The 23,922-nt window shown below is 63.3% G+C and carries 21 protein-coding genes; 9 read left to right on the top strand and 12 right to left on the bottom strand.

The window, feature by feature from the left end:
* The first annotated feature begins 258 nt into the window (after window positions 1-258).
* Together AC1DJW_RS09305 and AC1DJW_RS09300 are read left to right on the top strand one after the other, a co-directional pair.
* Window positions 259-2,493 carry a S9 family peptidase gene (locus AC1DJW_RS09305; protein ID WP_476901196.1) on the top strand — a complete coding sequence of 745 codons (2,235 nt, stop codon included), beginning with the start codon at window positions 259-261 and terminating at the stop codon, window positions 2,491-2,493.
* Window positions 2,494-2,549: 56 nt separating this feature from the next.
* Window positions 2,550-4,190 carry a sensor histidine kinase gene (locus AC1DJW_RS09300; protein ID WP_476901195.1) on the top strand — a complete coding sequence of 547 codons (1,641 nt, stop codon included), beginning with the start codon at window positions 2,550-2,552 and terminating at the stop codon, window positions 4,188-4,190.
* Window positions 4,191-4,359: 169 nt separating this feature from the next.
* Here the strand turns inward: AC1DJW_RS09300 and AC1DJW_RS09295 are convergent, their stop codons facing one another.
* From AC1DJW_RS09295 to AC1DJW_RS09260, 8 genes are all read right to left on the bottom strand, one after another.
* A complete protein-coding gene (locus AC1DJW_RS09295; protein ID WP_284755984.1) occupies window positions 4,360-4,539 on the bottom strand; it encodes a hypothetical protein in 180 nt (59 codons plus the stop codon).
* A gap of 82 nt (window positions 4,540-4,621) precedes the next feature.
* Window positions 4,622-5,422, bottom strand: coding sequence for a response regulator transcription factor (locus tag AC1DJW_RS09290; protein WP_284755986.1), 801 nt, complete (start codon window positions 5,420-5,422; stop codon window positions 4,622-4,624).
* Window positions 5,423-5,520: 98 nt separating this feature from the next.
* Window positions 5,521-6,171, bottom strand: coding sequence for a TetR/AcrR family transcriptional regulator (locus AC1DJW_RS09285; protein WP_284755988.1), 651 nt, complete (start codon window positions 6,169-6,171; stop codon window positions 5,521-5,523).
* 24 nt (window positions 6,172-6,195) lie between these two features.
* Window positions 6,196-8,223, bottom strand: a complete 2,028-nt coding sequence (locus AC1DJW_RS09280; RefSeq protein ID WP_476901194.1) for a CocE/NonD family hydrolase — start codon at window positions 8,221-8,223, stop codon at window positions 6,196-6,198.
* Window positions 8,224-8,253: 30 nt separating this feature from the next.
* Entirely contained in the window at window positions 8,254-10,182 is a 1,929-nt protein-coding gene (locus AC1DJW_RS09275; protein WP_476901193.1) for an ABC transporter ATP-binding protein, read from the bottom strand.
* On the bottom strand, window positions 10,182-11,087 hold the full coding sequence (locus tag AC1DJW_RS09270) for an ABC transporter permease (protein WP_476901192.1): 906 nt from the start codon (window positions 11,085-11,087) through the stop codon (window positions 10,182-10,184). Before AC1DJW_RS09270 ends, AC1DJW_RS09275 begins: the two co-directional genes overlap by 1 nt.
* 13 nt (window positions 11,088-11,100) lie before the next feature.
* Complete coding sequence (locus tag AC1DJW_RS09265; RefSeq protein WP_476901191.1) at window positions 11,101-12,057, bottom strand: ABC transporter permease; 957 nt, start codon at window positions 12,055-12,057, stop codon at window positions 11,101-11,103.
* The gene (locus AC1DJW_RS09260; protein ID WP_390278081.1) at window positions 12,057-13,634 is read right to left on the bottom strand and encodes an ABC transporter substrate-binding protein; all 1,578 of its coding nucleotides are present in this window, start codon (window positions 13,632-13,634) and stop codon (window positions 12,057-12,059) included. The genes AC1DJW_RS09265 and AC1DJW_RS09260 overlap by 1 nt, the downstream gene beginning before the upstream one ends.
* Before the next feature lie 175 nt (window positions 13,635-13,809).
* Between AC1DJW_RS09260 and AC1DJW_RS09255 the strand changes: the two genes are divergently transcribed.
* Both AC1DJW_RS09255 and AC1DJW_RS09250 read left to right on the top strand, forming a co-directional pair.
* Window positions 13,810-14,670 (top strand): DMT family transporter, encoded by an 861-nt coding sequence (locus tag AC1DJW_RS09255; protein WP_284755999.1) that lies wholly within the window; start codon window positions 13,810-13,812, stop codon window positions 14,668-14,670.
* Window positions 14,667-15,146 carry a hypothetical protein gene (locus AC1DJW_RS09250; RefSeq protein ID WP_476901190.1) on the top strand — a complete coding sequence of 160 codons (480 nt, stop codon included), beginning with the start codon at window positions 14,667-14,669 and terminating at the stop codon, window positions 15,144-15,146. The genes AC1DJW_RS09255 and AC1DJW_RS09250 overlap by 4 nt, the downstream gene beginning before the upstream one ends.
* Before the next feature lie 22 nt (window positions 15,147-15,168).
* On the opposite strand, the gene AC1DJW_RS09245 is transcribed toward AC1DJW_RS09250, so the two are convergent.
* Entirely contained in the window at window positions 15,169-15,723 is a 555-nt protein-coding gene (locus tag AC1DJW_RS09245; RefSeq protein WP_234748811.1) for a GNAT family N-acetyltransferase, read from the bottom strand.
* A gap of 118 nt (window positions 15,724-15,841) precedes the next feature.
* Here AC1DJW_RS09245 and AC1DJW_RS09240 point away from each other — a divergent pair, with 118 nt between their 5' ends.
* The 3 genes from AC1DJW_RS09240 to AC1DJW_RS09230 are packed head-to-tail and all read left to right on the top strand — an operon-like array spanning window position 15,842 to window position 18,340.
* Window positions 15,842-16,324 (top strand): hotdog fold thioesterase, encoded by a 483-nt coding sequence (locus AC1DJW_RS09240; RefSeq protein ID WP_284756004.1) that lies wholly within the window; start codon window positions 15,842-15,844, stop codon window positions 16,322-16,324.
* A gap of 7 nt (window positions 16,325-16,331) precedes the next feature.
* The gene (paaK, locus tag AC1DJW_RS09235) at window positions 16,332-17,684 is read left to right on the top strand and encodes a phenylacetate--CoA ligase PaaK (RefSeq protein ID WP_459342125.1); all 1,353 of its coding nucleotides are present in this window, start codon (window positions 16,332-16,334) and stop codon (window positions 17,682-17,684) included.
* Between the two features lie 53 nt (window positions 17,685-17,737).
* Window positions 17,738-18,340, top strand: a complete 603-nt coding sequence (locus tag AC1DJW_RS09230; protein WP_284756008.1) for a TetR/AcrR family transcriptional regulator — start codon at window positions 17,738-17,740, stop codon at window positions 18,338-18,340.
* A 137-nt stretch (window positions 18,341-18,477) separates the two neighbouring features.
* Here the strand turns inward: AC1DJW_RS09230 and AC1DJW_RS09225 are convergent, their stop codons facing one another.
* A complete protein-coding gene (locus tag AC1DJW_RS09225; protein ID WP_284753768.1) occupies window positions 18,478-18,885 on the bottom strand; it encodes a VOC family protein in 408 nt (135 codons plus the stop codon).
* A gap of 210 nt (window positions 18,886-19,095) precedes the next feature.
* Between AC1DJW_RS09225 and AC1DJW_RS09220 the strand changes: the two genes are divergently transcribed.
* Window positions 19,096-19,416 (top strand): GYD domain-containing protein, encoded by a 321-nt coding sequence (locus tag AC1DJW_RS09220; RefSeq protein ID WP_284753769.1) that lies wholly within the window; start codon window positions 19,096-19,098, stop codon window positions 19,414-19,416.
* A 103-nt stretch (window positions 19,417-19,519) separates the two neighbouring features.
* Here AC1DJW_RS09220 and paaZ read toward each other — a convergent pair whose 3' ends face one another.
* Complete coding sequence (gene paaZ / locus AC1DJW_RS09215) at window positions 19,520-21,622, bottom strand: phenylacetic acid degradation bifunctional protein PaaZ (protein ID WP_284753770.1); 2,103 nt, start codon at window positions 21,620-21,622, stop codon at window positions 19,520-19,522.
* A 256-nt stretch (window positions 21,623-21,878) separates the two neighbouring features.
* Entirely contained in the window at window positions 21,879-22,604 is a 726-nt protein-coding gene (locus tag AC1DJW_RS09210) for a tyrosine-protein phosphatase (RefSeq protein WP_476901189.1), read from the bottom strand.
* Between the two features lie 218 nt (window positions 22,605-22,822).
* Between AC1DJW_RS09210 and AC1DJW_RS09205 the strand changes: the two genes are divergently transcribed.
* Window positions 22,823-23,836 carry a LacI family DNA-binding transcriptional regulator gene (locus AC1DJW_RS09205; RefSeq protein WP_284753772.1) on the top strand — a complete coding sequence of 338 codons (1,014 nt, stop codon included), beginning with the start codon at window positions 22,823-22,825 and terminating at the stop codon, window positions 23,834-23,836.
* Window positions 23,837-23,922: the final 86 nt, after the last annotated feature.

Here is a 23,922-nt window from a genome sequence, read left to right as displayed (position 1 = left end):
GTCGTCTTCACCGGCACCAGCAACCAAAGCGGCGGCGGAACCTACACCGCGAAAATCGTCCCCCACCTCGGAACCTGGAACTGGACCGTCCAAAACCAATACCCCGTCCCCGGCACCAGCAACACCTGGACCGGCACACCCAAGACCGGACAATTCACCTGCACCTAAGAACCCACCTAAGCCCGTCCCTAAGCCCGCATCGCTACCCCCGCAGCGAACGCGGGCGCCGATGTTGTACAGCCTCTATATATTGAGAGCATGACCCAGACTTCCGGTTCCGCCCAGCCGTCCCACGCCGAAGGCCCAACACCCCCAGTCGCCAAGAAGGTGCCCACCACCCGCGAGCACCACGGCGATGTCTTCGTGGACAACTACGAATGGCTGCGGGACAAGGAGTCCTCCGAGGTCGTTGAGCACTTGAAGGCTGAAAATGCCTATCAGGAAGCCGTCACCGCGCACCAGGAACCGCTGCGCGAGGCCATCTTCCAGGAAATCAAGGGACGTACCCAGGAGACCGACCTCTCGGTCCCCAGCCGCAAGGACGGCTGGTGGTACTACACCCGCTCCGTTGAGGGCAAGGAGTACGGCATCCACTGCCGCGTCCGGGCCGCGAACTCCGGCGATCCCGTGGCCGACTGGACGCCGCCGGCGGTGGAACCCGGCGTCGAACTCCAAGGTGAAGAAGTCCTGTTGGACGGCAACGCCGAAGCGGAAGGCAAGCCGTTCTTCTCCGTTGGCGGCACGGCCGTAACGCTGGACGGCAATCTCTACGCCTATGCCGTGGACAATTCCGGCGAGGAACGCTTCACGCTCCGCATCAAGGACCTGCGCACGGGTGAGCTGCTGCCCGACGTCATCGAGAACATCTTCTACGGCGTGGCCTTCTCGCCCGACGGCACCCGGATCTTCTACACCGTGGTGGACGATTCCTGGCGCCCGTATCAGGTCAAGTCGCATGTCTTGGGCACGCCCGTCAGCGAGGATGAGGTCATCTATCAAGAGGACGACGTCGCCATGTGGCTCGGATTCGAGCTCTCCTCCGACCGGAGGTACCTCGTGCTGAGCATCGGCTGCTCGGAGTTCAGCGAGACGCGCCTGCTGCGCTTTGACGACTACGACGCCGGCCTGTCCACTGTGATCTCCCGCGACGAACGCATCCTGTACGAGGCCGAGCCGTTCCTCCTCGATGGCGCCGATGGACAAAAAGCCGAGACCATCCTCCTGACCCATAACAAGGATGCCATCAACTCGATGGTGTCCATCGCGGACCCGGCCGAGTTCGCCAAGCCGCTGGCCGAGCAGCACTGGCGCACCGTCGTCGAGCATTCCGACGCCGTTCGCGTCAACGGTGCCGGCGTCACCTCGACGCATCTGGTGGTGGCGGTACGGCAGGACACGATCGAACGGGTGCAGGTGCTGCCCCTCGCCGGACTGGGAACCGCCGCGCAGGGCGCCGCTGTTGAGCCTGCCTTCGACGAGGAGCTGTACACCGCCGGGGTGGCGGGTTCGGACTACGAAGCCCCGGTGATCCGCATCGGATACACGTCCTTCTTCACGCCGTCGCGGGTGTACGACTTCGTGCTCCCGACCGATGCGCTGCCGAACGGCGAACTGCTGCTGCGGAAGGAAAGCCCGGTGCTGGGCGGGTACACCGCATCCGACTACGTGGCCACCCGGGAATGGGCGACGGCGGCGGACGGCACACGCGTTCCACTGTCCGTGCTGCGGCATGCCTCCCTTAAGCAAGACTCAACCGCTGCGGGCCTGGTCTATGGTTATGGCTCCTATGAGGTCAGCATGGATCCCGGCTTCGGCGTTGCGCGTTTGTCCCTCTTGGACCGCGGAATCGTCATGGTGATCGCGCACATCCGCGGCGGCGGCGAGCTCGGCCGGCGCTGGTACGACGACGGAAAGAAGCTCAACAAGAAAAACACCTTCACGGACTTCATCGCAGCAACGGACTGGCTTTCACAGTCCGGCTGGGTGGCGCCGGAGCGGATCGCGGCCATGGGTGGCTCCGCGGGCGGCCTGCTGATGGGCGCCGTGGCCAACCTTGCGCCGGAAAAGTACGCGGCGATCGTGGCAGCCGTGCCGTTCGTGGACGCGCTCAACACTATCCTGGACCCGGAGTTGCCGCTCTCCGCCCTCGAGTGGGAAGAATGGGGCAACCCCATCACGGATCCCGAGGTGTACGAGTACATGAAGTCCTACACTCCGTACGAGAACATCCGAGCCGTTTCGTACCCGCGGATCGCCGCAGTGACCTCCTTCAACGACACCCGCGTGTTCTACGTGGAGCCAGCCAAGTGGGTCCAGGTGCTACGTTCCGAGACCACCGGCACGGCGCCGATCGTGATGAAGATCGAGATGGAGGGCGGACACGGCGGAGCTTCCGGACGATACGTGCAGTGGCGCGAGCGCGCTTGGGACTATGCCTTCGTCGCGGACTCGCTCGGCGCCGTCGAACTACTGCCCGGGGCGGGGCTCAAGTAACGTTCTCGATAGTAGGCTCTCCAAAGGGGGGCCGAACCGGACAGTAGGAGCGCAGCTTGACTCACGACGCACCGGTGCCAAACCGTGCTTTGGTAGCCGACCCTGACCCTGCCCGTCTCGCCGAGACGGTTGCAGCGCTCGCCGCGGCGGGGTTTCTGGTTCGTTCAGCGCCCGACGCCGGTTCGCTTGCGGCCGCGCTGGAAAGCGAACCGAGCGACGTGCTGGTGGTAGACAACGACCTCCGCGAGTTCCTGCCCAGGAACGTCGGCCCGGTTCTGCTCATGCTGGATCCCGAGGACGAGCTGGATGTTGCTGCCTTGGAAGCCTGGGCCATTGCGGATTTCATATACAAGGGCCAAGCTCCGTCCTTTCGGGCATCCAGGGCACTGGTCCTGATAGCCCGCGCCGCCGAACGAACGCGCCGCCGTTCGGAAGCAGAGTCGCTGAGGGAGAGCCTGCGGAAGGTGTCCGCGGCGATCCGGTCCACCATTGATCCGGGCCGGATCGCCCGGCATCTGGTGGATGGAATCGGCGAGGCCCTGGGTGCGGAACACGTCTGGTTCACCACGTTCCAGGACACGCGCGTGCCGCAAGTGAGCGCCGAATGGAACGCTCCGGGACTGGTACCGGGAGTCCTTCCACGCGAACTCACCGACAACATCGCGACGTTCGAGCTGGCGGAACGGTTGTGGGCAGAAGCGGAGGTGCAGCCGCTGCCGAAACGGGCTCCCTCGGGTGGCTCCGCTGGCGCGGGTGGCGCGGGTGCGCTGGGTGGCGCGGGTGCGCCGTCGGCTTCTGTTGTGGTGCCGGTAGGCGAGGGTGATCTGGTTCTGGGGGTCATCTGGATCGCCCGCCCGGACACCGCTCAGGAATGGACCCGCGCCGAAATAGGCCTGATTCAGCACGTCTCGGGAAACCTGGCGTACGGCCTGATGCAGAGCCACCTGATCGGCGCGCAACAGCAAGTCATGTACAAGCTCCAGGAACTCGACCAGGCCAAGACCGATTTCCTCACTACTGTGAACCACGAACTTCGAACTCCCCTGACGTCCATCACGGCCTATCTGGACATGATCCGCGCCGGCGCTGGTGGACCTCTTCCCGCGGGTGTCGGGCGGATGGTCGACGTCATTTCACGAAATGCCGAGCGCCTCCGACGGCTGATCGAAGATATGCTCACCGTCTCGCACCAGGACACGTCCGGCGACCTCCAATTGAGCCGCGTGAATGTGGGCACCCTGCTCAGGCTTGTTGTCTCGACGTTGCAGCCGCTCGCCGACTCCCGTTCACTGTCCCTTACCGTGATGCATGCCCCAGGAACCGTGACGGTCCAGGCTGACGAGGCCAAGCTCGAGCAGGTCTTCGCCAACATCATCAGCAACGCGATCAAGTTCACGCCCGACGGCGGCCACGTCGCCGTCAGCAGCGGGGTCACCTCGGACCCAGGCGCGGTTCCCAGCGTGGTGGTGCGCGTGGAGGACACCGGCGTCGGGATCCCCGAAACGGAAATCGACCAAGTGTTCACGCGGTTCTTCCGCGCCTCAAACGCCTCCACAGCGGCCATCCCCGGGAGCGGGCTTGGCCTGGCGATAGCCCACGACATTGTGGAACGCCATTCCGGCCGCCTCGACGTCGAGTCCGCCCTCGGCGTGGGAACCACGGTTTCAGTCCAGCTCCCGCTGGATACGGAGAACTAAGGGGCCCGACGCCGGCCGGACGGCGCCGTCGTGACCTTCTTGCGCCACGCCCAAAAGAACACCGCCCCGAGACGGTTGCCCGGGGCGGTGTTTGGCATTTCTTTGTGGTCCACCCAAGTACCTGGCAGTAGATGCCGTTATGAGACGTCTAAACGGCATCTAATGCGAGCTAGTTGGGCCACCAACCGATCTGCGCGTAGTGGACCGGGTCGCTCACAACAGGGACGGTGGTAACCGTCGTTACTGTGGTGCTCGTGGTGTCGTGCTTCGGGGCGGCGTTGGCGGGAGTGACAAATCCGCCAATAGCGAGCAGCCCCGTCATGAGAAGTGTTGCGGCGAATTTTTTCATGCAGTGCTCCTTTGAGCCGTAAAAATCCGAAGTTGACTTTCCCAGCGTAAAGAGCCTCGTTAAAGGTTCCCTTAAGATTCGATCAGTTTTCGGAAGTCTTTGCAGCTAGCCGGTATCCAACACCACGGACGGTTTCCACCCAGCGTGGCGACTGCGCCGAATCGCCGAGCTTCCGCCGCAGATTGGCGATGTGTACCTGGATCGCGCGCTCCTCGGACTCGCTGACATAGCCTCCGGTTTCGTACTCCCTGGCATGGAGCCAGCGGGCAAGGCCCGTGGTGCTCCGGACAACGCGTCCGGCCTCCATGAGGGCCTGAAGAAGATCGAACTCGGTGCGGGTCAACTGCACCTCTTCGGTGCCCACCCGGGTAGTCCGCGTGGCCACGTCCAGGTAAAGGCCGTTGTGCTCCAGCCCAGATGGCTCGGCCTCCGGAAGCACGGGGGTGGGTGCGGCTGGCGCGTTCGACGGCGGAGCCGGCGGCAGCTCCGCCGTCGGGCTCCCTCCGGAACCGCTCAAAAGCTTGCTGCCGCGCGGCCGTCGAAGGAGCGTCTCAACCCGGGCCAGGAGCTCCCGGGCGCGGAAGGGCTTGGTGACGAAGTCATCAGCGCCGACTGCCAGCCCTTGCAGAGTGTCCACCTCGCGCGCGCGGGCGGTAAGCATGATGATGTAGGCGTCACTGAACTCCCGGACGCGGCGGGTGACCTCGATCCCGTCAATGTCGGGCAAACCGAGGTCCAAGGTAATCACGTCCGGGTTGTGAAGGCGGACCGCATCTACGCCATCAAGACCGTTTCCGGCAGCGTAAACCTCCAGGCCCGATGCTTCGAGGACGGCATGGACCACCTCACGAATGTCATCGTCATCCTCAATTACTACAGCCACGCCCGATGCGCCCACGTCAAGATCCCCATCTCTTATGCTCAGCCCACCTTAACACCAGCAGTGCCTGCTATCCTCGCGCATTTCAGCGTAAGTCCCGCTTAGCTGATCTGGAGCTCGCGCCTCACGAACGCGATGAGCAGGCTCCGGGATGTTTCCACCGGCAGGGATGAACCCCGTGCATAGCACTGGACGGCGAGGCCATCCACCATGGCGGCCGTTTCAATGGCGAAACTCCGGGGATCGTCGCAGACGAAGGATCCCTCGCTGACGCCACGCTCGGTAATCTCACGCAGGGCGCTGCGCCAGCCGTCGTAGTGTTCGCTCATCCAGCGTCCGTAGGCTTCGTCCCTGGCCGCTGCGGACCAGAAATCGAACCAGATCAGCCAGTGCCGGCGGGAGTTCGCGTCGGAACCGAACATTCCCTCCAGGAAATACAGCAGTTCCCGGGTGGGGTCGCCGGACCCTCTGGCGCTCTCCTGGAGCGGAACGTAGAAGTCCGCGGTTTCTGCCTTGACTACTTCCATGAGGACTTCGTCGAGACTCTTGAAATGGTAGGTGATGGTCCCGGGTGACACTCCGCAGGCTTTTGAAATGTCGCGGATAAGGACATTGAACAACCCCTTGTCCGCGATCAGGTCCCGTGCGGCGTCAACCACCAGCTGACGCCGCACTTCAGTAGGATGCCGCTGCCGTTCGCCGACGGTCTTGGCGCGGGGCCGCTCTTCGTGGTCCTTGGCGGTAGTTGTCATGTCGCTCGTCCTCGTCTCCCCTGCTCAGGCCGATGTCCGACTGATGCGCTTCTCAAAAGTCTTTTCAAAGAATAGTTGCTCGTCCTTGAACGTCTTGACTTCGTTGTGCAGTACATAGTGGTCCTTGCTGGCGGTGACCGTAGCGTGGGTCTCGATCCTAACTCCCCAATCCTCGCGCTGCAGGGAGACGTTCCACATGGACTCAGCCCGCGCCGTCAGGGGATCGTTTCCCGATATCGAATACCGTTCGAGGGCTTCTTCGCCAAAGTTCAGGCCGTCCGGGTAGATCCGGTTGCCGCCGTAGTTCGGGTCCACGGTCAAGGTCCAGGACTCCGATTGCGGCTCGTACCTGACCTCACGTTCGGGGCGGGAGGCCAGCACAGGTCCGGGCCTGATGTCCAAACCCGGGGCTTGCTCAGCTTCCTCGAACGCGATGTCGCGCCTTCCAATGGCGGCAGGATCGAGGTCATCGAGTGTCAGTACGCTCTGCTCCGAATCAACGGTCACAGACCCCTGTTCGCCGTGCGGCCAGATCCAGGGCCAGTACGTCGTGGCCAAAGCGAGCCGGAGCCTGTGCCCGGCCGGAATCTGCCACGACATGGAGGTGAACTCGATCTCGGCTTCCACGAATTGACCCGGAACGAGCTCCTCCGCCTTGTCCATCCCGTTTCGCCTCGCCAGGTTGATGGCCCCGCGGGTGATCAGGGTGGACGATCCATCCGGTCCCACATCGCAGAGCCGGGCAATGACATTGGCCCGGGGCGTGCTGCTGCTGATCCGCAGCTTCAGACGGGCGTAGCCAAACAGGTTGATGTCCTCTTCGAGGACCGGAGTCTCGAACACCAGCGAGCGCCCATCCTCGGCGCGCTGGTCCGGCGGCAGATCGGACAGGTTCCCGAAGGGGAACCACCGGGCGGCGTCCACGCCGTTGTGTTGCGGTGTGTCGACGACGGCCATCCCGGCGGCGTCCGTTGCCAGGCTGCGCAAATCTGAACTTAGCTTGAAGCGCCGGTGCCCGACGTCGACGGACGGCCAGCCGTCCAGTCCCACCCAGGTGCCCGCCCGCTCCGGGTAATGGGTGGCCGGCCGCACGGATTCCTGGTGATAGGCGCGCAGCGGGGGTTCGGCCATGACCTCCGTTTCGATGCCTTTGAGCCAGTAGTCCCACCAACGCAAGGTCTCCTGCAGGAAGCCAATGGTGGGACCGGGCGTGCGCTGGATGTCCGGATACTGGTGCGACCATGGGCCGATCAGCCCTTGCACGGGCGCGTCAAGATGCTCCAGCAGCCGAAAAACGGTATTGCGGTAGGGATCAGCCCAGCCTCCGACGGCCAAAACGGCAGCGGTGATTTTGGAATAGTCTTCGCAGACCGAACCGTGACGCCAGTAGTCATCGCGTTCTTGGTGGTCCATCCAGATTTCGGAGAAAGGCTGGAGGGCTTCCAGGCGTTCCTTCCACATGGTTTCCCAAGCGTCGCCAACCCGCCAGGGCGCAGGCGGGCGGCACTGGAACGCCAGCATGGTTCCAGCCCAGGAAGTCATGTCGATGCCCAGCATCGCGCCGCCGAAATAGTGCACGTCGTCGGCATAGCGGTCGTCCGTGGAGCAGACTGTGACAATGGCTTTAAGCGCCTCCGGCTGCTCCGCCGCGAGCTGCAAGGCATTGAATCCGCCCCAGGAGATTCCGAACATTCCCACTTTGCCGGTACACCAAGGCTGTGCGGCCAGCCACTCGATGACCTCAACGCCGTCTGCTTGTTCCTGAGGGTGGTATTCGTCAAGCATGACGCCTTCGGAATCTCCGCAGCCGCGCATGTCCACCCGGACCGAGGCGTACGCGTGGCCCGCGTACCACGGGTGGCGCTGCGCGTCACGCGGCGCAGTCCAGTCCCCGCGTCGATAGGGCAGGTACTCCAACAGTGCAGGCACCGGCCGTGAGGCCGCGTCTTCGGGAAGCCAGATTGTGGCAGCCAGCCGGACGCCGTCGCTCATCGGAATGAGGACGTGTTCCATGACGGTGACGGAGTGGGGGAAGTCCGTGCGGATCTTCACGGGCGTTTCCTTTCTAGGGCGCGTGCAGCGCTAGAGGGCAGCGGGTGCCTGGCGGAGGTCTGCCACGTCGGCGTGGCATTTGATATGGTGCGTGTCCGAAACCTGGATGGTGGGCGGGAGGACCGTGCGGCAAACGTCGCGGACAATCGGACACCGGCTGGCAAAGGGGCATCCGAGCTCGGGCGGGGCGTCAGGGATTTCGTCCCGGACTCCTTGTGCCTTGGCCTCATGGTCGTCGCCGAGTTCGATCACCGAGTCCAGCAGGAGCCGGGTGTATGGATGGGACGTGTTGGAGAAGATCTCCTCCACTGTGCCGTCCTCGACGATGCGTCCGAGGTACAGAACCACAACGCGGTCCGCTACTGACCGGACGACGGCGAGATCATGGGTGATGAAGAGGAAGCCGGTTTCCTTGTCCCGGCTCAGGGTGTCCATCAGTCGCAGGATGGAAGATTGCACCGAGACGTCAAGCGCTGACACAACTTCGTCCGCCAGCACGAGGGACGGGCCGGCGGCGATGGCCCGGGCGATGCCGACTCGCTGGCGTTGGCCACCCGAGAGCTGGCCCGGCAGCCGCTGCGCGAAGCTGGCCGGGAGCTCCACTTCTTCCAACGCCCGCTCCACGGTGGATCCTTTGACGCCGAAAAGCTTCAAGGGCCGCGCGATAGCCGTCCGGACGGAATGCCTTGGATTGAGCGAAGTGTCGGCATTTTGGAAGATCAACTGCACTGCTTGGCGGAGACTCTTGGGGCGGCTGGACACGGTCCCGGCCAGATTGCCGCTACCCGCCGGGCCGTTTGCAGGCTCGTCCCCGGACCCGGCGAGGGACATCCGTCCCCCTTCGCTCTTCTGCAAACCCGCAATGGCGTTGGCGATGGTGGACTTTCCGGAACCGGATTCGCCCACGAGCGCCACAATCTCGCCGGCATTAACCTCAAAACTGACATCCTGCACCGTGGGACCCGTGCCGGGAACTGGCTTCTTGCGGTAGTCGATTGTCAGGTTCCGGACGCTCAGCACGGGCTTGGCCTCCCTGGGCGGAGTCCGGATATACAACTCGACGGCGCCTTCCCGCACGGTCCCGTCGTCGATGGCTGATTGATCCATTCCAGGAGGGATGCCGGGAGTGTCGATCCGCGGCACGCTGTCGATCAGGCCCCGCGTGTAAGCATGTTGCGGCTGTGCGAGGACACTTCGAGTCAGGCCGGATTCAACCACCGCACCTTTGCGGAGCAGGGCAATGTCCGTGCACATCTTGTCAATGACGCCCAAGTCATGGCTGACCATTACCATTGACATGCCCAGGGTCTTCTGTAGCTCCGTAAGAAGGTCAAGGATGGCGGCCTGCGTGACCACATCCAGTCCAGTAGTCGGTTCATCAAGGACCAGGAGGGACGGGTTGGCGGCGAGCGCCATGGCAATCCCGATGCGCTGTTGTTGTCCGCCGGAAAATTGGTGCGGGTACCTGTCCAGCGCCGGCCCAGGGTTGGGGAGCCTGACCAGCCGGAGCAGCTCCTCGGCGCGGGCCCGCTGGGCGGCCTTGTTTCCCTTGAGGTGGTGAAGGACTTCAGCGATCTGCTCTCCGATCTTCATGGTGGGAGTCAGCGCGTTTCCGGCATTCTGCGGGACCATCGCAACCTCAGCCGTGCGAAGGCGGCGCAGCTCCCGCGGGGCAAGGGCAAAGACGTCCTGGCCCGCCACGTGCACGGACCCGTTGGACACGAAGGACGTGCTCCGCAGGGAGCCCAGCAAGGCACCGGCCAGCGTGGATTTCCCGGAACCCGACTCCCCCACCAGGCCCAGAACGTGACCGCGCCGCAGCTGCAAGGTCACGTCCTTGAGGACGTCAACTTGGCGGTTTCCCGAGCGGTAGGAAACGCTGAGGTTCTCGATCCGGACAATGTCCGTCCGGTTGACCACGGTTGCTTCATATGTGGTGTCGGCTGCATCAATTGTCACTAGCCCAGCACCTCCTTCATTCGGTCGATGCCGAAGCTCTTCGCAAGCCCATCGGCCGCAAGGTTGAGTCCAACAATCAAGGACGCGAGTGCCGCGATGGGCGACAACGTGGCCATTGGCACAACAGCCATCAGGTTCCGGTTCTCGGCCACCATGAGGCCCCAGTCCGGCGTCGGCGGGCTAGCGCCGAAGCCCAGGAAGGACAGCGAGCTGATAAGCAGCACCACCCAGGAGGCCCTCATGGCGAATTCCACCAAGATGATGTCCAAGACATTGGGGAAGACTTCCCGGAAGAGGATGGGGAACATCCCCTCGCCGCGCGCCTTGGCGGCGGTGATGAAGTCCTTGGGCATCACGTCCATTGCGGCGGCCCGAACAATGCGGGTCACCCCGCCCGTATAGACCACCACAACGGCCAAAATGATCACCCAAGGCCCCGTACCGAAGATGGTCACCACCACCAACATGGACAGGATTGCCGGTACTGCCAGCACCGAATCCAACACCCTGGTGATGATGTCATCGACAATGCCGCCACGGTACGCTGCGATGCCCGCGATGACGGATCCGAGCAAGACCGTGAGTCCGGTGGCAGTGAAACTGATGGCCAATGCGTACTGTCCACCAAACAAGGTTCGCGTGAGGGTATCCCGGCCGAGTGCATCCGTTCCTAGCAAGTGAGCGCCGGAGCTCTCTTGCAGGGCGCTCATCGCGTCCGTAGCGATCGGATCATAGGAAGTCAGCACCGGGGCCAGGACCGCCACCACGATATTCACTATCACCAGGGCAAACCCGAAAGTGGCCGCCCGGGACTTCAGGATGGACCGGACCGCCCGTCCAAGGCTGCTCGGGGCCTTGGGTGCCGGGCCGGTGGGTGCCGGGGCCGTCGTCGTCATTGCGCTCATTTGCTGCTCCCTTTCATTTGCTGCTCCTGGGGTATCGCAGCCGAGGATTCAGCAGGAACGCTGCAAAGTCCGCCAGCAGGTTGCACACCACATATGTCAACGCGCTCATCACCGTGATCAGCAAGATGGTGGGAAGGTCACGTGTCTGGACAGATCTGATCATCAGGGTGCCGATCCCCGGATAGTTGAAAATGCTTTCCACAACCACCACACCGCCGATCAGCCAGGCTATGTTCATGGCGATCACGTTCAGGGTGGGCAACATGGCGCTGGGCAGCAGGTGCTTGAAGACCACCCGGGAAGTCGAGTTGCCTTTCAAGATCGCTGTGCGGACAAATTCGCTGTCCATCACGTCGATCACCGAGGTGCGCATCATCCGGATGATGTAGGCCGCAAGAACGCAAATCAGCGCCCCGGCAGGTAGCCAGACAGAGGGTAGAAGATCCGCGAGGGAGGCATTCTGACCTGCAATCACCACTGCCGGGAAAATCGGGATGTAGATGGAGAAGAGGAGCACCAGCATGGTGGCCACCACAAACTCCGGAACGCTCATCCCCACGAGCGCCAGCGTGGAAATCGAGATGTCCGGCCACCGGTCGCGGGTCAGTCCGGCAACGAGGCCCAGCACAAGGGAGAGCAGGATGCCGATCACGATGGTGATGCCGGCCAGCAGGGACGTGTTCACCAAAGCGGAGCCCACCTCTCCAGCGACGCTGCCACCGCCTACGAGGGAGTTGCCAAAGTCGCCGTGCAACGCCTTGCCGAGCCAAGTGAAGAAACGCGAGACAGGCGGCTCATCCAGCCCGAGTTGTTGGCGCATAGTGGCCACCGCCGACGGCGTGGCGTTCTGGCCCAGCAGCTGGGTGGCCGCGTCTCCCGGCAGAGACTGGATGGCACTGAAAACCAGTACCGTTGCCAGCAGCACCGTGAAGACGGACCAGCCCAACCGCTTGGCGAAAAACGTGACCATTATGCACGCAGCCCGATGTTGATGTAGTCGAATTCGAAGCCGTGCTCGCTGTAATTGACTACCTTCTTGCTCAGCCCCGTGATCCGGTCGGAGAAGAAGGGAGTCAGGGAGCCGCCGTCGTCGATCAGGATCTTCTGCGCATCCTGGTAGAGCGTCTTCCGCTTGGCCGCGTCCACTGTGGCGCGGGCAGCGTCCAAAGTCTGGTCGAACGTGGCATTCGAGTATGCCGTCTCGTTGTAGGAAGACCCGGTACGGAAGATCTGGTTCAGCAACTGGTCGATGGGGCGGCCCGTGTACCAGTAGGTGGTCATCAAGGGCTTCTTCATCCAGACGTCGGTGAAGTAGGAATCCGCGGGAGAGTTGGTCACGGCCAAGTTGATGTTGGCGGCCTTCATTGAACTCTGCAGGGCAAGCGCAAGTGGGGACAGCACGGGATCGTAGCTTGAGGTGTAGATGGGCACATCGAAGTGGTCAAAGCCCTTTGCCTTCAGCAGGGACTTCGACTTATCCGGGTCGTAGCCCAAGCCATAGTCGAGGTAGTAGGCCTCGGTGGGTGGCACGGGGTTGTTGTGGGCAACGGTTCCATTGCCCTGCACCGCCAGTTTGAATACTTCGTCCGGGTTATACGCATGCGCGAATGCGCGGCGGATATCCGGGTCTTTGAACTCCGGGCTCGTGTTGAGCATGGGTACCGGATACCACTGGGCGTTCTTCACACTGGTGACCGTTGCTATGGAAGAGGCCGAAACCGTCTTGGCGGTGGCGAAGTCGAGGTTGGTCTGGGCCACGAGATCAACCTGCCCTGCCAGCAAGGCGTTCACCCGGGCCTGGGTGTCCGCGATGGAGGAGAACTCAATCCCGTCCAATGCTGGTTTGTCGCCGAAGTAGTTGGGATTACGCACGATGGAACCGGGCCCTGCCGCCGTGAAACTCTTCAGTTTGAACGGACCGGTGCCGATGCCGCTGGCACCGATGGTGGCTGCGGAACCGGCCGGGATGATGTAGCAGTTGTAACCGGTCAGCAAGCTGGCGAATTCGGCGTTCGGAGACTTCAGGGCAAAAACCACGGTTGTGGCATCGGGGGCCTTGATGGAGTTGCCGTCGACAAAGGGGGACAGCACCCCGGCCTGCGGAGACTTGGTGGCCGGATCCAGGATGTGCTGAATCGAGAAAATGACGTCCTGGGCAGTGAACGGCTTCCCATCGTGCCAAGTCACACCCTTGCGCAGTACAAAAGTCCAGCTCATCGCGTCTGCGGACAGTGTCCACGACTCGGCCAGGTCCGGAACGAGCTCACCCTTGGCCGAAAGCTTGACCAAGCGGTTGTAAAGGGCGCCCAGGTATTCATAAGCGGACAAGGAACTGGCAGGGTCCAAGGTTTCAGCCTTCGACGCCGGCGGCCGGGCGATGCGCAACGTCCCGCCCTGGCGAGCAGCGCCGGTCGCGGCACCCGTGGTCGACGACGACGGGCTGACCCCGCAGGCTGCGAGGACCGCGGGGGCCAGCAACAGGGCTGAACCGGCGAGAAGGGTGCGCCGGGACAGCCACCCTGTTGGTGCTTCGATCCGTGAATCCATGGTGCCGAATCCTTATCTTTATTTCTTCCGCGAACGATCTAATTCATGTACTGTACGAATAAATCGTCTGGGAGAGCAATAGTTCTCCGAATAATTTAACCGGCCTGAAACAATGGGCCATTTCATCGGGAAGGCCCCAATTGTGACCGGATGGTACCGAAGACCAGATGTGCTGATGGTGCTATCTTCCGCGCCCACATACGTGGCTACCCGCGAGGCCCTGAAAGTGGTGGACCCGCAAGACCTGACGCCGCTGCGCTACTTGGGTGCCGCCGTCGTGCTCGGCTTGGTGCTACTGGTCCGGCGGCAGCGGCTCACGCTGCGGGGTGGTGACATTCCGAGGATGCTGGTCGCGGGATTGCTCGGATATGCAGGCTTCGGCCTGCTCCTGAACCTGGGGCAGACGACCGTCCCGGCCGGAACAACGAGCCTCCTGCTGAATATCTCGCCCGTTTTCGCGTTCGTCCTCGGCCATCTCATGCTGCGGGAGAGAACGTCCAGCCTGGGCTACTGGGGGATGCTGCTTGCCGTGGCAGGCGTCGTAGTCATTACGCTGGGCGATTCCGTGGCCGTCGGCTTCAACGGAGACGCCTTGTACATCGTGGCAGCCGCCCTTCTCCTGTCGGCATTCCTCATCGTCCAACAGCCCCTGCTGTCACGCGTCCCTCCGCTCGAAGTGGTCTTCTGGGGATCCCTCATCGGTGGTGTGGCCACGCTGCCGACGGCTCGATTCGCAGTGGCTCCGGCGGAGTTCACATGGACTGTTTGGCTGGCGCTGGCCGTGCTCGTGGTGATCTGCACGGTGGTGGCCTACGGTTTCTGGAACGTCTCGCTGTCGCGGACCAGCGTGGCAGAGGGCGGTTCTCTCCTGTATGTCGTGCCAGTGCTGTCCCTGTTGCTCGGGTGGATTTTGCTGGGTGAAGTCCCCAGTGTCGCGTCCCTCCTCGGAGGGGCGGCCGCATTGGCCGGCGTCATCTTGCTCTCCCGGGCAACAGCGTCCATCGCACCCGAGAAAGAACTGGAGCCCGCACCATGACTATCCCCCAATTCGAGGAGGAATACGTCGAGATTCCCCTCTCTGCAGGCGCGTCCGCCAGGCTCGCCGACATCGCCGCCTCCGCCACGGCGGACGTAGGGGCAATGCTGACAACCATCTCCCTCTGGCGTCCTGGGACCAGGGACCTGGTCCGGGTGTTTTCCACCATGCCGGAGCTCTACCGGGTGGGCGGGATTTCAAGCGAACTGGGTGAAGACTGGCTCAAGCGCTGCGTCGTAACCCAGGAATCATTCCTCGCTTCGGACCAGGGAGCCATCGATTCGGATGCGTTCGAACACCAGGATGTCCTTGGCGCCCTCAACCTCAGCGCAGCTATCAACGCGGTGGTCGTCCACAACGGCCGATTCCTCGGCTGCCTCAATCTGTTGGACGTCGCAGGGGCTTACTCCGAGTCGTCGGTGCGGCGTGCCGAGGCCTACGCCGCGCGGCTCGCGGAGACTCTCCGCACCCTCTGAAATTCGCCTGGAATCCGGGGCGCTATTTCCGGGCGCGCCACTCGGAGTCGAGCATGGCGTAGATGACTTCCGTGGACCATTGGCCCTTGTAGTGCCAGTTGTCCACGAGCTCGGCTTCGCGGCGCATCCCAAGCCGCTCGCACAATCCCGACGATGAGGTGTTCAGGGCATCCAGCTTGGCATCGATCCGGTGGAACATGAGGGTTTCGAAACCCAGGCGGAGCACGGCCTCCGCCGCCTCGGCGGCGTAACCTTGGCCTCGGCTTTCCGGAGCCAGGATCCAGCCAATCTCCGCTTGCCCCGTGCCCGGCAGCCACTTGAGCACAACTTCGCCAAGCAGCCCGGGCGAGTCCGCGCGCTCGATGGCGAGGCACACCCAGTCGCCCTCTTGCTCGAAGGTGAAGTTGGCGTATCGGCCCAGCGCCTCCATGGACTGCGTGAGGGTCAATTCCTGCCGGAGCAGGAATCGGGCAGTCTCGGGCAATGACTGGTAGGCATGGAATCGCTCCAGGTCGGTGGCCTCGAATCGGCGAAGCACAAGCCTCGGAGTCCGGATGGGCAGTTCGATAAGGGGCATGCCTCGAGGCTACTACGGGGGTCCGGAACCGTCCCGCCGAGCGGTCACCTCTTGACAGTTCAAGCAAACTGGGATTACCTAATGAACATTCGGTAAATAAAGCTGGAGGCAATGACGCATGGTTGAGACCACCCTTTCTGGCGCAGCGCAGCACCAGATCCTCAAGAACGACCCCGCCTCGGAGTGGATGGGCCTCAAGGTGCTCAAGATCGACGACGGCCACGCCACGGTCCAGATGACTCTTCGCCAGGAAATGCTCAACGGCTTCGGGATGGCCCACGGCGGAATGATCTTCGCCTTCGCGGATTCAGCGTTTGCCCTCGCGTGCAACCCGGCCGTCCTGTCGCCGTCGGAAGCTGACACCATAACTGTCGCCGCCGGCGTCGACATCAACTTCCTCAAGCCGGCCTATCAAGGCCAGGTGATCACCGCCGTCGCAATCCGTCGCGCCAACAACGGCCGCAGCGGCCTGTACGACATCCAGATCTTCGCGGCCGACCCCACGGAACTCACCGCGTCCGTGTCGACCAAGGATCCGGGCAGCTACGGCGAGCTCATCGCCGAGTTCCGTGGCCGCAGCCGCACCATCTCCAAGAAGTAGGAACACCATGACACAGAACACCGTCGCCGCTCCTGACGCACCGCTTAACACCGCACAGCTAGATCGCGAAGAAACCATCTCCCGCGACGAGCTCGAGGCCCTGCAGCTCAGCCGCCTCCAGCACACCGTGGCCTACGCCTACGATCGCGTGCCGCTGTACAAACGCAAGTTCGACGACGCCGGCGTCCACCCTTCCGATCTCCGCGAACTGTCCGATCTCGGCAAGTTCCCGTACACCACCAAGGAAGACCTCCGCCAGGAATACCCCTTCGGAATGTTCGCCGTGCCGCAGGACGAAGTAGCCCGCATCCACGCGAGCTCCGGCACCACGGGCCGGCCCACCGTCGTCGGGTACACCAAAAACGACCTCGCCAACTGGGCCACCCTCGTGGCCCGCTCGCTCCGCGCCTCCGGTGTCCGCCCGGGCATGAAGGTCCACAACGCCTACGGCTACGGCCTGTTCACGGGCGGCCTGGGTGCGCACGCGGGTGCCGAAGCGCTCGGCTGCACCGTCATCCCGATGTCCGGCGGCCAGACCGAACGCCAGATCCAGCTGATCCAGGACTTCAAGCCGGACGCCATCCTGGCAACCCCCACCTACCTGCTCACGATCGCCGACGCGATGACGCACATGGGTGTGGATCCGGCGTCGACCTCGCTCAAGTACGCCGTGCTCGGAGCCGAACCGTGGACCGAGGAAATGCGCCACGAGCTCGAAACCACCATGAACATCAAGGCCTGCGACATCTACGGGCTCTCCGAAGTCATGGGCCCTGGCGTCGCTGGCGAGGCCGTGGAGACCCAGGACGGCTGCCACATCTGGGAAGACCACTTCCGCCCCGAGATCATCGATCCGTTCGATCCCTCCCGCGGAGTAAGCGCCGTCTTGGCCGACGGCGAGCCGGGCGAACTCGTCTTCACCTCGCTCACCAAGGAAGCGCTGCCGATCATCCGGTACCGCACCAAGGACCTCACGCGCCTGCTGCCCGGCACCGCCCGCCCCGCGCACCGCCGTATGGGCCGCATCACCGGCCGCAGCGACGACATGATCATCCTGCGCGGCGTGAACCTCTTCCCGTCGCAGATCGAGGAAATCGCCCTGCGCATCCCCGAGCTCAGCCCGCACTTCCAGCTTGAGCTCACCCGCCCCGAGGGCAAGCGGATGGATTCGCTGACGGTCAAGATTGAGCGCCGCGAGAACGTTTCGGTCGAGGCGGGCACGACGGCGGCACACGCCTTGCGCGAGCAGATCAAGATCCACGTGGGTTCTTCGTGCGTGGTGGACGTTGTGGAGCCGGGTTCGCTTGAGCGCTCCAACGGCAAACTACGCCGCGTCTACGACATGCGACCCAAGAGGTAACGTGGCCGGGTGCGTGCACGAATCAACCGACCGTTCATGAGAAAATGGCCAGCATGCCTAGTGAAACAGCAACCAAGCGGGGACGCCCCGGATACGACCAGCAATCAGTGCTGCTCATCGCCGTCGACGTCTTCAACCGCCACGGTTACGACGCCACGTCCATGGGCATTCTGGCCGAGAACCTCGGGATCTCAAAGTCGGCCATCTACCACCACGTGCCGTCCAAGGGTGACCTCCTGAAGCTCGCCCTTGAGCATGCACTGGGTGGGCTCGAGGCCATCCTGGAACAGCCCGAGGCTGTTACCGGGGCGGCGGATGCGCGCTTGGAATTTGTCCTCCGGCAGACCATCGCCGTGCTCGTGGACCGGCTGCCGTTCGTCACGCTGCTCCTGCGGCTCAGGGGCAACACCGACATTGAGCGCGATGCCCTGGAACGGCGTCGTGCATTCGACCACAAGGTGGCTGAGCTGATCTCGGCCGCCCGCGAAGAAGGCACCCTGCGCCAGGACATCGACCCCCGCACCGTGACCCGGCTCCTGTTCGGCACCATCAACTCGATCGTGGAGTGGTACAAACCGGGCGGCTCGCTCTCCCCGCAGCGCCTGGCCGACGACGTCATCACCATGGCATTCGACGGCCTCCACGCCTCGGCGTAGGGCTCGCTCCGCCTTCCCCTCCTTCCTCCCCGTTCCTCCCCCAACGCCCGCTCACATATATGGCCAGATGACAGAACGCTCGCTCAATAAAAAGTGAGCGAGCGTTCTGCGTGGTGCTGTGAGTGCTTTTTAGCCAATCAGAGCTGGTATTCGGCTTGGATACCCAAGCTTTCATGGACGCAGAGGACGTTGTTTTCCGTGTCCATGAACCAGGCGCAACGATCGGCGTCAGTAGTACAAATGTGGTGTTCGGTCTTGAGATCGGGGAGGTCATAGTCCCGGAATTCGACGCCGCTCGCCTCCATTTCGTCGACTGTCCGCTCGATGTCACTGACTTCAAAGGAAAGGGCGGTGTGCGATGAGTGCATGCCGTCCTTGATGGGCATCAACTGCAGCATGGGGCCGCCTTCGATGCCAAACAAATCATTCCCATCCCACGTCATGCCGCGATGAGGAAGGCCGAGTTTCTCTGCGTAAAAGCTGCGGGCTCGGGCTATGTCATCGACGGGCAAGACGGTTGTGGCTGTCCTGAGTGCTAGGTTCATTTCGCCACCTCCTACGCAAAAAATCTTACGCCGGACGGGATCGGAAAGACCTTCTGGCCGAGCGTCCGCCTAGACCGTTGTCAGGGCGACAGCCTCGGCCTACTATGTGCACAGCCCCCTCGCAGGGGAACAACTCCGGGACCTTCCCTCAACGGGTGATGGGAGCACCTTAGGAGGCCCGAGTCCTGGACATCACGGGACGGGAAGACAATGACCAAATATCTATTCGAAGCAAACTACGTAGGCGACGGAATCAAGGGGCTGTTGCGCGAGGGTGGCACCAAGCGCCGCGATGCTGTGGTCGATGCACTCAAATCCGTAGACGGATCGCTCGAGAGTTTCTACTACGCTTTCGGGGAGACCGACGTCGTCGGAGTCTTCGAGATCCCGGACGCGGCTAGCGCCGCCGCCCTCTCACTCATGATCAATGCGACAGGCGCTGTGCGCCTGCATTTGAAGCCGCTCATGACGGTTGAGGATCTCGACGAAGCTGCCAAGAAGACCCCGACATACCGCGCCCCCGGGCAATAAAACGACCATCGGTCCGGAACGCTCCCCGGTTATGGGGAGCGTTCCGCGTGAGCGAGCGTCCGGCCAAACACCCACACAAGTGAGCGAGCGTCGGTAGGGGAGGCTATTTTTCCACGAGGGTCAGGACGTCGTAGGTGGCTACGATTTCGTCGTTCTGGTTCGTCAGCACGGCGTCCCAGGCTACTTCGCCGTATTCGTCGGTCTCGCGCGGGGTGATCTTCTTGGCCGTAAGCGTGACGCGGATCGAATCCCCCGCGGCCACGGGAGTGATGAAGCGCAGGTTCTCCAGGCCGTAGTTGGCCAGGACGGGGCCCGGGGCGGGCTCCACGAACAACCCCGCGGCCCAGCTGAGCAGGAGGTACCCGTGCGCCACGATTCCCGGGAAGAAGGGGTTGGCTTCGGCTGCTTCCTGGTTGGTGTGGGCGTAAAAGGTGTCGCCGGTGGAGTTGGCGAAGGCCGTGATGTCGTCCAGGGTGACCTGTCGCAGTTCGGAGCGAACGGCGTCGCCGATCCGCAGGGTAGCAAGCGACTTCCGGAACGGGTGCGTTCCTTCCGTCTCCACCGTGAAGTTGCGGTCCGCGCCGGTGTGCCAAACGCCGGTCACAGCAGTGAGCATGTTCGGCGAGCCCTGGATGGCGGTACGCTGCATGTGGTGCATGACGGAACGGATACCACCGAGTTCCTCGCCACCACCGGCGCGGCCCGGCCCACCGTGAACCAGGTGCGGGACGGGCGAACCATGCCCGGTTGACGAGCGGGCGTCCTCGCGGTTGAGCATCAGGACACGGCCGTGGTGCGCCGCGATTCCGGTCACCAATTCGCGGGCAACTGCAGGATCGTTGGTGCAGACGGAGGCCACCAGGGAGCCGCCACCGCGGGCGGCAAGGCGGACGGCGTCGTCAAGGTCCGCATACCCGATCACGGACGACACCGGACCGAACGCTTCGAGTGAGTGGACAGCTTCAGAGTCCACGTCAGCCCAGCTCAGGACGACCGGCGACATGAACGCGCCGCCCTCCACGACACCAACGGTGCCGTCGAGCGAGGTGACCGACGGCGAATCGAGCGTCCCGTACGCAAGCTCGCCACCGGCGTCGAGCATTGACTGCACCGCGGCGCGAACGTCGGCGAGCTGCTCGAGGGACGCAAGGGCGCCCATCGTGACGCCCTCAGCGCGGGGGTCGCCGACCACGACCCGCTCGTCCACGCGCGCGCCGATGGCGGAGACGACGTCGGACACCAGGGCCTGGGGCACGATAGTGCGGCGGATCGAGGTGCACTTCTGGCCGGCCTTGACGGTCATTTCGGTGACGACCGACTTAATGAAAGCGTCGAACTCAGGGGTGCCGGGCACGGCGTCGGGTCCGAGGATGGCGGCGTTGAGCGAGTCGGTTTCGGAGGTGAAGCGGACGCCGCCCTGGACCACGTTGACGTGGGACTTCAGCGAGTTGGCGGTGGAGGCGGAGCCGGTGAAGGCGAGAATGTCGCGGTAGTCGAGGTGGTCCAGCAGGGTGCGGGCGGATCCCGAGATGAGCTGCAGCGAGCCTTCCGGCAGAATGCCCGACTCAACGATTGCCTTGACCACGACGGCGGCAACGTAACCGGTGGGGGTGGCCGGCTTGACGATGGTGGGGACACCGGCGATGAATGCAGGCGCGAACTTCTCGAGCATGCCCCACACGGGGAAGTTGAAGGCGTTGATCTGAGCCGCGATGCCCGGGATGCGGGTGTAGATATGTTCGCCGGCGAAGGAACCGTCCCTGGACAGGACTTCCATGGGACCGTCCACCACAACCTGCGAGTTCGGCAATTCGCGGCGGCCCTTGGAACCGAAGGTGAAGAGCACGCCGATGCCGCCGTCGATGTCCACCATCGAGTCGATCTTGGTGGCGCCGGTCTTGAAGGAGGAAGTGTAGAACTCCTCGCGGCGGCCGTTGAGGTACTGGGCCAGTTCCTTGAGCTTGAGGGCGCGCTGGTGGAAGGTGAGCTTGCCGAGCTCGCGCTGGCCCACCGTGCGGCCGTAGTTCACGACGCCGGCAAGGTCCAGTCCGTCGGTGTTGACCGTTGCGAGGATCTCGCCTGTGCTGGCGTCACGGACAGGCACGCCCGCGGAGGCGTCGGCGCTGGGGGTCCACCACTCGCCCTGGACGAAACTGGGCACGGTTTCAACGGTTGTGGCTTCCGGAGCGACTGCGGTACTGGTCATCGTCGACGGGTCCTTCCAAGGCACGGGCACGATATGGACTGAACGGCCGCAAATTACTGACCGGCCGTTCGGTAATATAGACAGAATACATGAGAGCCCCGATCTGCACACTAGATGGCGCTTGGAGCTGCGCCCTTCCCGACCTTCTTTGACGTGTCCTAGCGCCCGAAAGTTACGACTCGCCGTGTCGTAAGCGCTTTCCGAGTTCAAAGAAGGTCACGACGGCGCGTGGTCGTCCCTGTTTTTGCCGTACCTTCTACTGCGCCGGAGCGTTGAGCTTCGCGCGGATGGCTGCGATTTCGGCCTCGGAGACCCCGTTCGCTCCCAGGAAGGCAAGCGTGTCCAGGGAGTGCGCGAATTCCAAGAGGCTCACGCTGCGTTCGGCCAGCATGGCCTCCAGTGCGTCTTCCTCGAGAAAGGGATCGTGGGCGTGCGGGGCGCGATGGTGGCGATGGCGCTCATTGATTCCTCGCATTCCCTGCTGGTAACCCCGAACGATTTCCTCGTCGTTGGCTCCTGCCAGGTTCTGCAGCATCACGGCGATGATCCCACTACGGTCGCGCCCGGCCGCGCAGTGCACCACCACCCCGCCGGGTGCCGCGGCGATGGCTTTGAAAACCGCGGCGAGGTTGTCCGGGAAGAGCCGCACATAGTCGGCGTAGTGTGCAGGGTCCTTCAGGTACGGCCCAAAGCGCTCGGTGAACTCTTTGTCATCCGGGTCCTCAGTGGGGCAATGGACGATGTCGAAGCGTGAAGTCGCCTCCGCGGAAACCTCGGGATCGACCTCCCTCGGCTGCTGCTCGCGAAGGGTCCGCAAGTCGATCACGGTGCGGATGCCGGCGTCGTACATTTGCCGCCAGCCGGCGTCGGTGAGCCATTCCCGCCGACCCATCCGATACACGCCCCCGGCGATGTGCCAGGCGTTCACCGCACCGTCCCAATGGACGCCCCGCTGCTTGGCGGCGGTTGAGATCCCATCCATACCGGACAGCTAACCACACGGCGCCATATGTGAGCGAGGGTTTCCGAGGAGGCCCAAATATGTGAGCGAGGGTTGGGAAGAAAGACGGGAGTGGGTCTTGCGTGCTTTACGTGACCCATGTCATACTTTTCTTCGATACGCATCGACGATGCGTATCGACGACACACAGAACCACACATCAGATCAAGACCACTGGACCCGGCAAGGAGGCCTGGATCGTGCCCACTAGCAAGGATGTCGCCCAGGCTGCCGGCGTAGCCCAAAGCACCGTTTCGTATGTGCTCAGCGGCAAGCGGCCCATTTCCGAGAAGACCCGGAAAAAGGTCGAGGCCGCCATAGAGCAGTTGACATACCAGCCCAATGCAGGCGCCAGGGCCTTGGCAAGCCGCAAAACCCGGGTCATCGGCCTGGTTATTCCGTTCATCCCGGAGCTGGAAATGGGATCGATCATGGAATTCGTCTCGGTCATTGCCAGCACCGCCCGGCAATTCGACCACGACATTCTCCTCGTCACCGACGACGAAGGGGCCGCCGGACTGCGCCGCGTCGTCGGGCAGCAAATCTGCGACGGCCTGATCCTCATGCAGGTTGAGGACGAGGACGAGCGCCTCCCTGTGGCCCGCAGCCTGCACGTCCCCGTGGTGCTCATCGGTATCCCCCGCGATCCGTCCGGGCTGGTCTGCATCGACGCCGACTTCGAAATGGCCGGGGAGCACTGCGTCCGGGATCTTGCGGCCGCAGGCCACTCTGTAATTTCCGTCATTGATTGGCAGCCCGCCGTGATGGACCGGCATGTGAACTACGTCGACCGGTTCTTGCACGGCACGGATGTCGCGGCCAAAGCCCTAGGCGTAACCGTGCTCCATCTTCCCGGCGGGACGGACCGCGCCACCATTTCCGAATCGGTGGACAAGGCCCTCGCCAGCACCACCGGCAACCCTGCCTTCATCGTGCCGGATCGCACCATCCAGGACATTCTGCGCCGCGACTTGAGCGGTCGTGGCCTGACCCTGGGACTGGACGTTTCAGTAATCGGCAGCGCCTCCCCCACGCTTGCCGAGCTCCAACCCATTCCGCTTTCCACCATCGATCTGCGCCCGGCGGAAGTATCTCGCCGGGCCGTCAAAATCATGTGCCAGCTCCTCGAATCCGACTCCCAGGGACCACACGAATCCCTGGAGTTGGTGCCCACGGTCATCACGCACCGTTCCAGCACGCTCCGCCCACAGTGAATCGCCACCCCTGATCCACCGGGCCTGCTCCTTCGTTTCACGACCCCCCTTTCGTTTCACCATCGTCGATACGCATCGATAATTCG

The sequence above is a fragment of the Arthrobacter sp. 05L417 genome (genome assembly GCF_056397865.1).
Note: the sequence above shows the minus strand (reverse complement) of the source record. Positions and strands in the feature narration are given on the sequence as shown.

What these genes read in the sequence shown, in the direction of transcription:
- AC1DJW_RS09305 (WP_476901196.1), top strand. Translation starts at nt 259, where the DNA reads ATGACCCAGACTTCCGGTTCCGCCCAGCCGTCCCACGCCGAAGGCCCA.
- AC1DJW_RS09295 (WP_284755984.1), bottom strand. Translation starts at nt 4,539, where the DNA reads ATGAAAAAATTCGCCGCAACACTTCTCATGACGGGGCTGCTCGCTATT.
- AC1DJW_RS09285 (WP_284755988.1), bottom strand. Translation starts at nt 6,171, where the DNA reads ATGACAACTACCGCCAAGGACCACGAAGAGCGGCCCCGCGCCAAGACC.
- AC1DJW_RS09270 (WP_476901192.1), bottom strand. Translation starts at nt 11,087, where the DNA reads ATGAGCGCAATGACGACGACGGCCCCGGCACCCACCGGCCCGGCACCC.
- AC1DJW_RS09265 (WP_476901191.1), bottom strand. Translation starts at nt 12,057, where the DNA reads ATGGTCACGTTTTTCGCCAAGCGGTTGGGCTGGTCCGTCTTCACGGTG.
- AC1DJW_RS09260 (WP_390278081.1), bottom strand. Translation starts at nt 13,634, where the DNA reads ATGGATTCACGGATCGAAGCACCAACAGGGTGGCTGTCCCGGCGCACC.
- AC1DJW_RS09255 (WP_284755999.1), top strand. Translation starts at nt 13,810, where the DNA reads ATGGTGCTATCTTCCGCGCCCACATACGTGGCTACCCGCGAGGCCCTG.
- AC1DJW_RS09250 (WP_476901190.1), top strand. Translation starts at nt 14,667, where the DNA reads ATGACTATCCCCCAATTCGAGGAGGAATACGTCGAGATTCCCCTCTCT.
- AC1DJW_RS09245 (WP_234748811.1), bottom strand. Translation starts at nt 15,723, where the DNA reads ATGCCCCTTATCGAACTGCCCATCCGGACTCCGAGGCTTGTGCTTCGC.
- AC1DJW_RS09240 (WP_284756004.1), top strand. Translation starts at nt 15,842, where the DNA reads ATGGTTGAGACCACCCTTTCTGGCGCAGCGCAGCACCAGATCCTCAAG.
- paaK (WP_459342125.1), top strand. Translation starts at nt 16,332, where the DNA reads ATGACACAGAACACCGTCGCCGCTCCTGACGCACCGCTTAACACCGCA.
- AC1DJW_RS09230 (WP_284756008.1), top strand. Translation starts at nt 17,738, where the DNA reads ATGCCTAGTGAAACAGCAACCAAGCGGGGACGCCCCGGATACGACCAG.
- AC1DJW_RS09225 (WP_284753768.1), bottom strand. Translation starts at nt 18,885, where the DNA reads ATGAACCTAGCACTCAGGACAGCCACAACCGTCTTGCCCGTCGATGAC.
- AC1DJW_RS09220 (WP_284753769.1), top strand. Translation starts at nt 19,096, where the DNA reads ATGACCAAATATCTATTCGAAGCAAACTACGTAGGCGACGGAATCAAG.
- paaZ (WP_284753770.1), bottom strand. Translation starts at nt 21,622, where the DNA reads ATGACCAGTACCGCAGTCGCTCCGGAAGCCACAACCGTTGAAACCGTG.
- AC1DJW_RS09210 (WP_476901189.1), bottom strand. Translation starts at nt 22,604, where the DNA reads ATGGATGGGATCTCAACCGCCGCCAAGCAGCGGGGCGTCCATTGGGAC.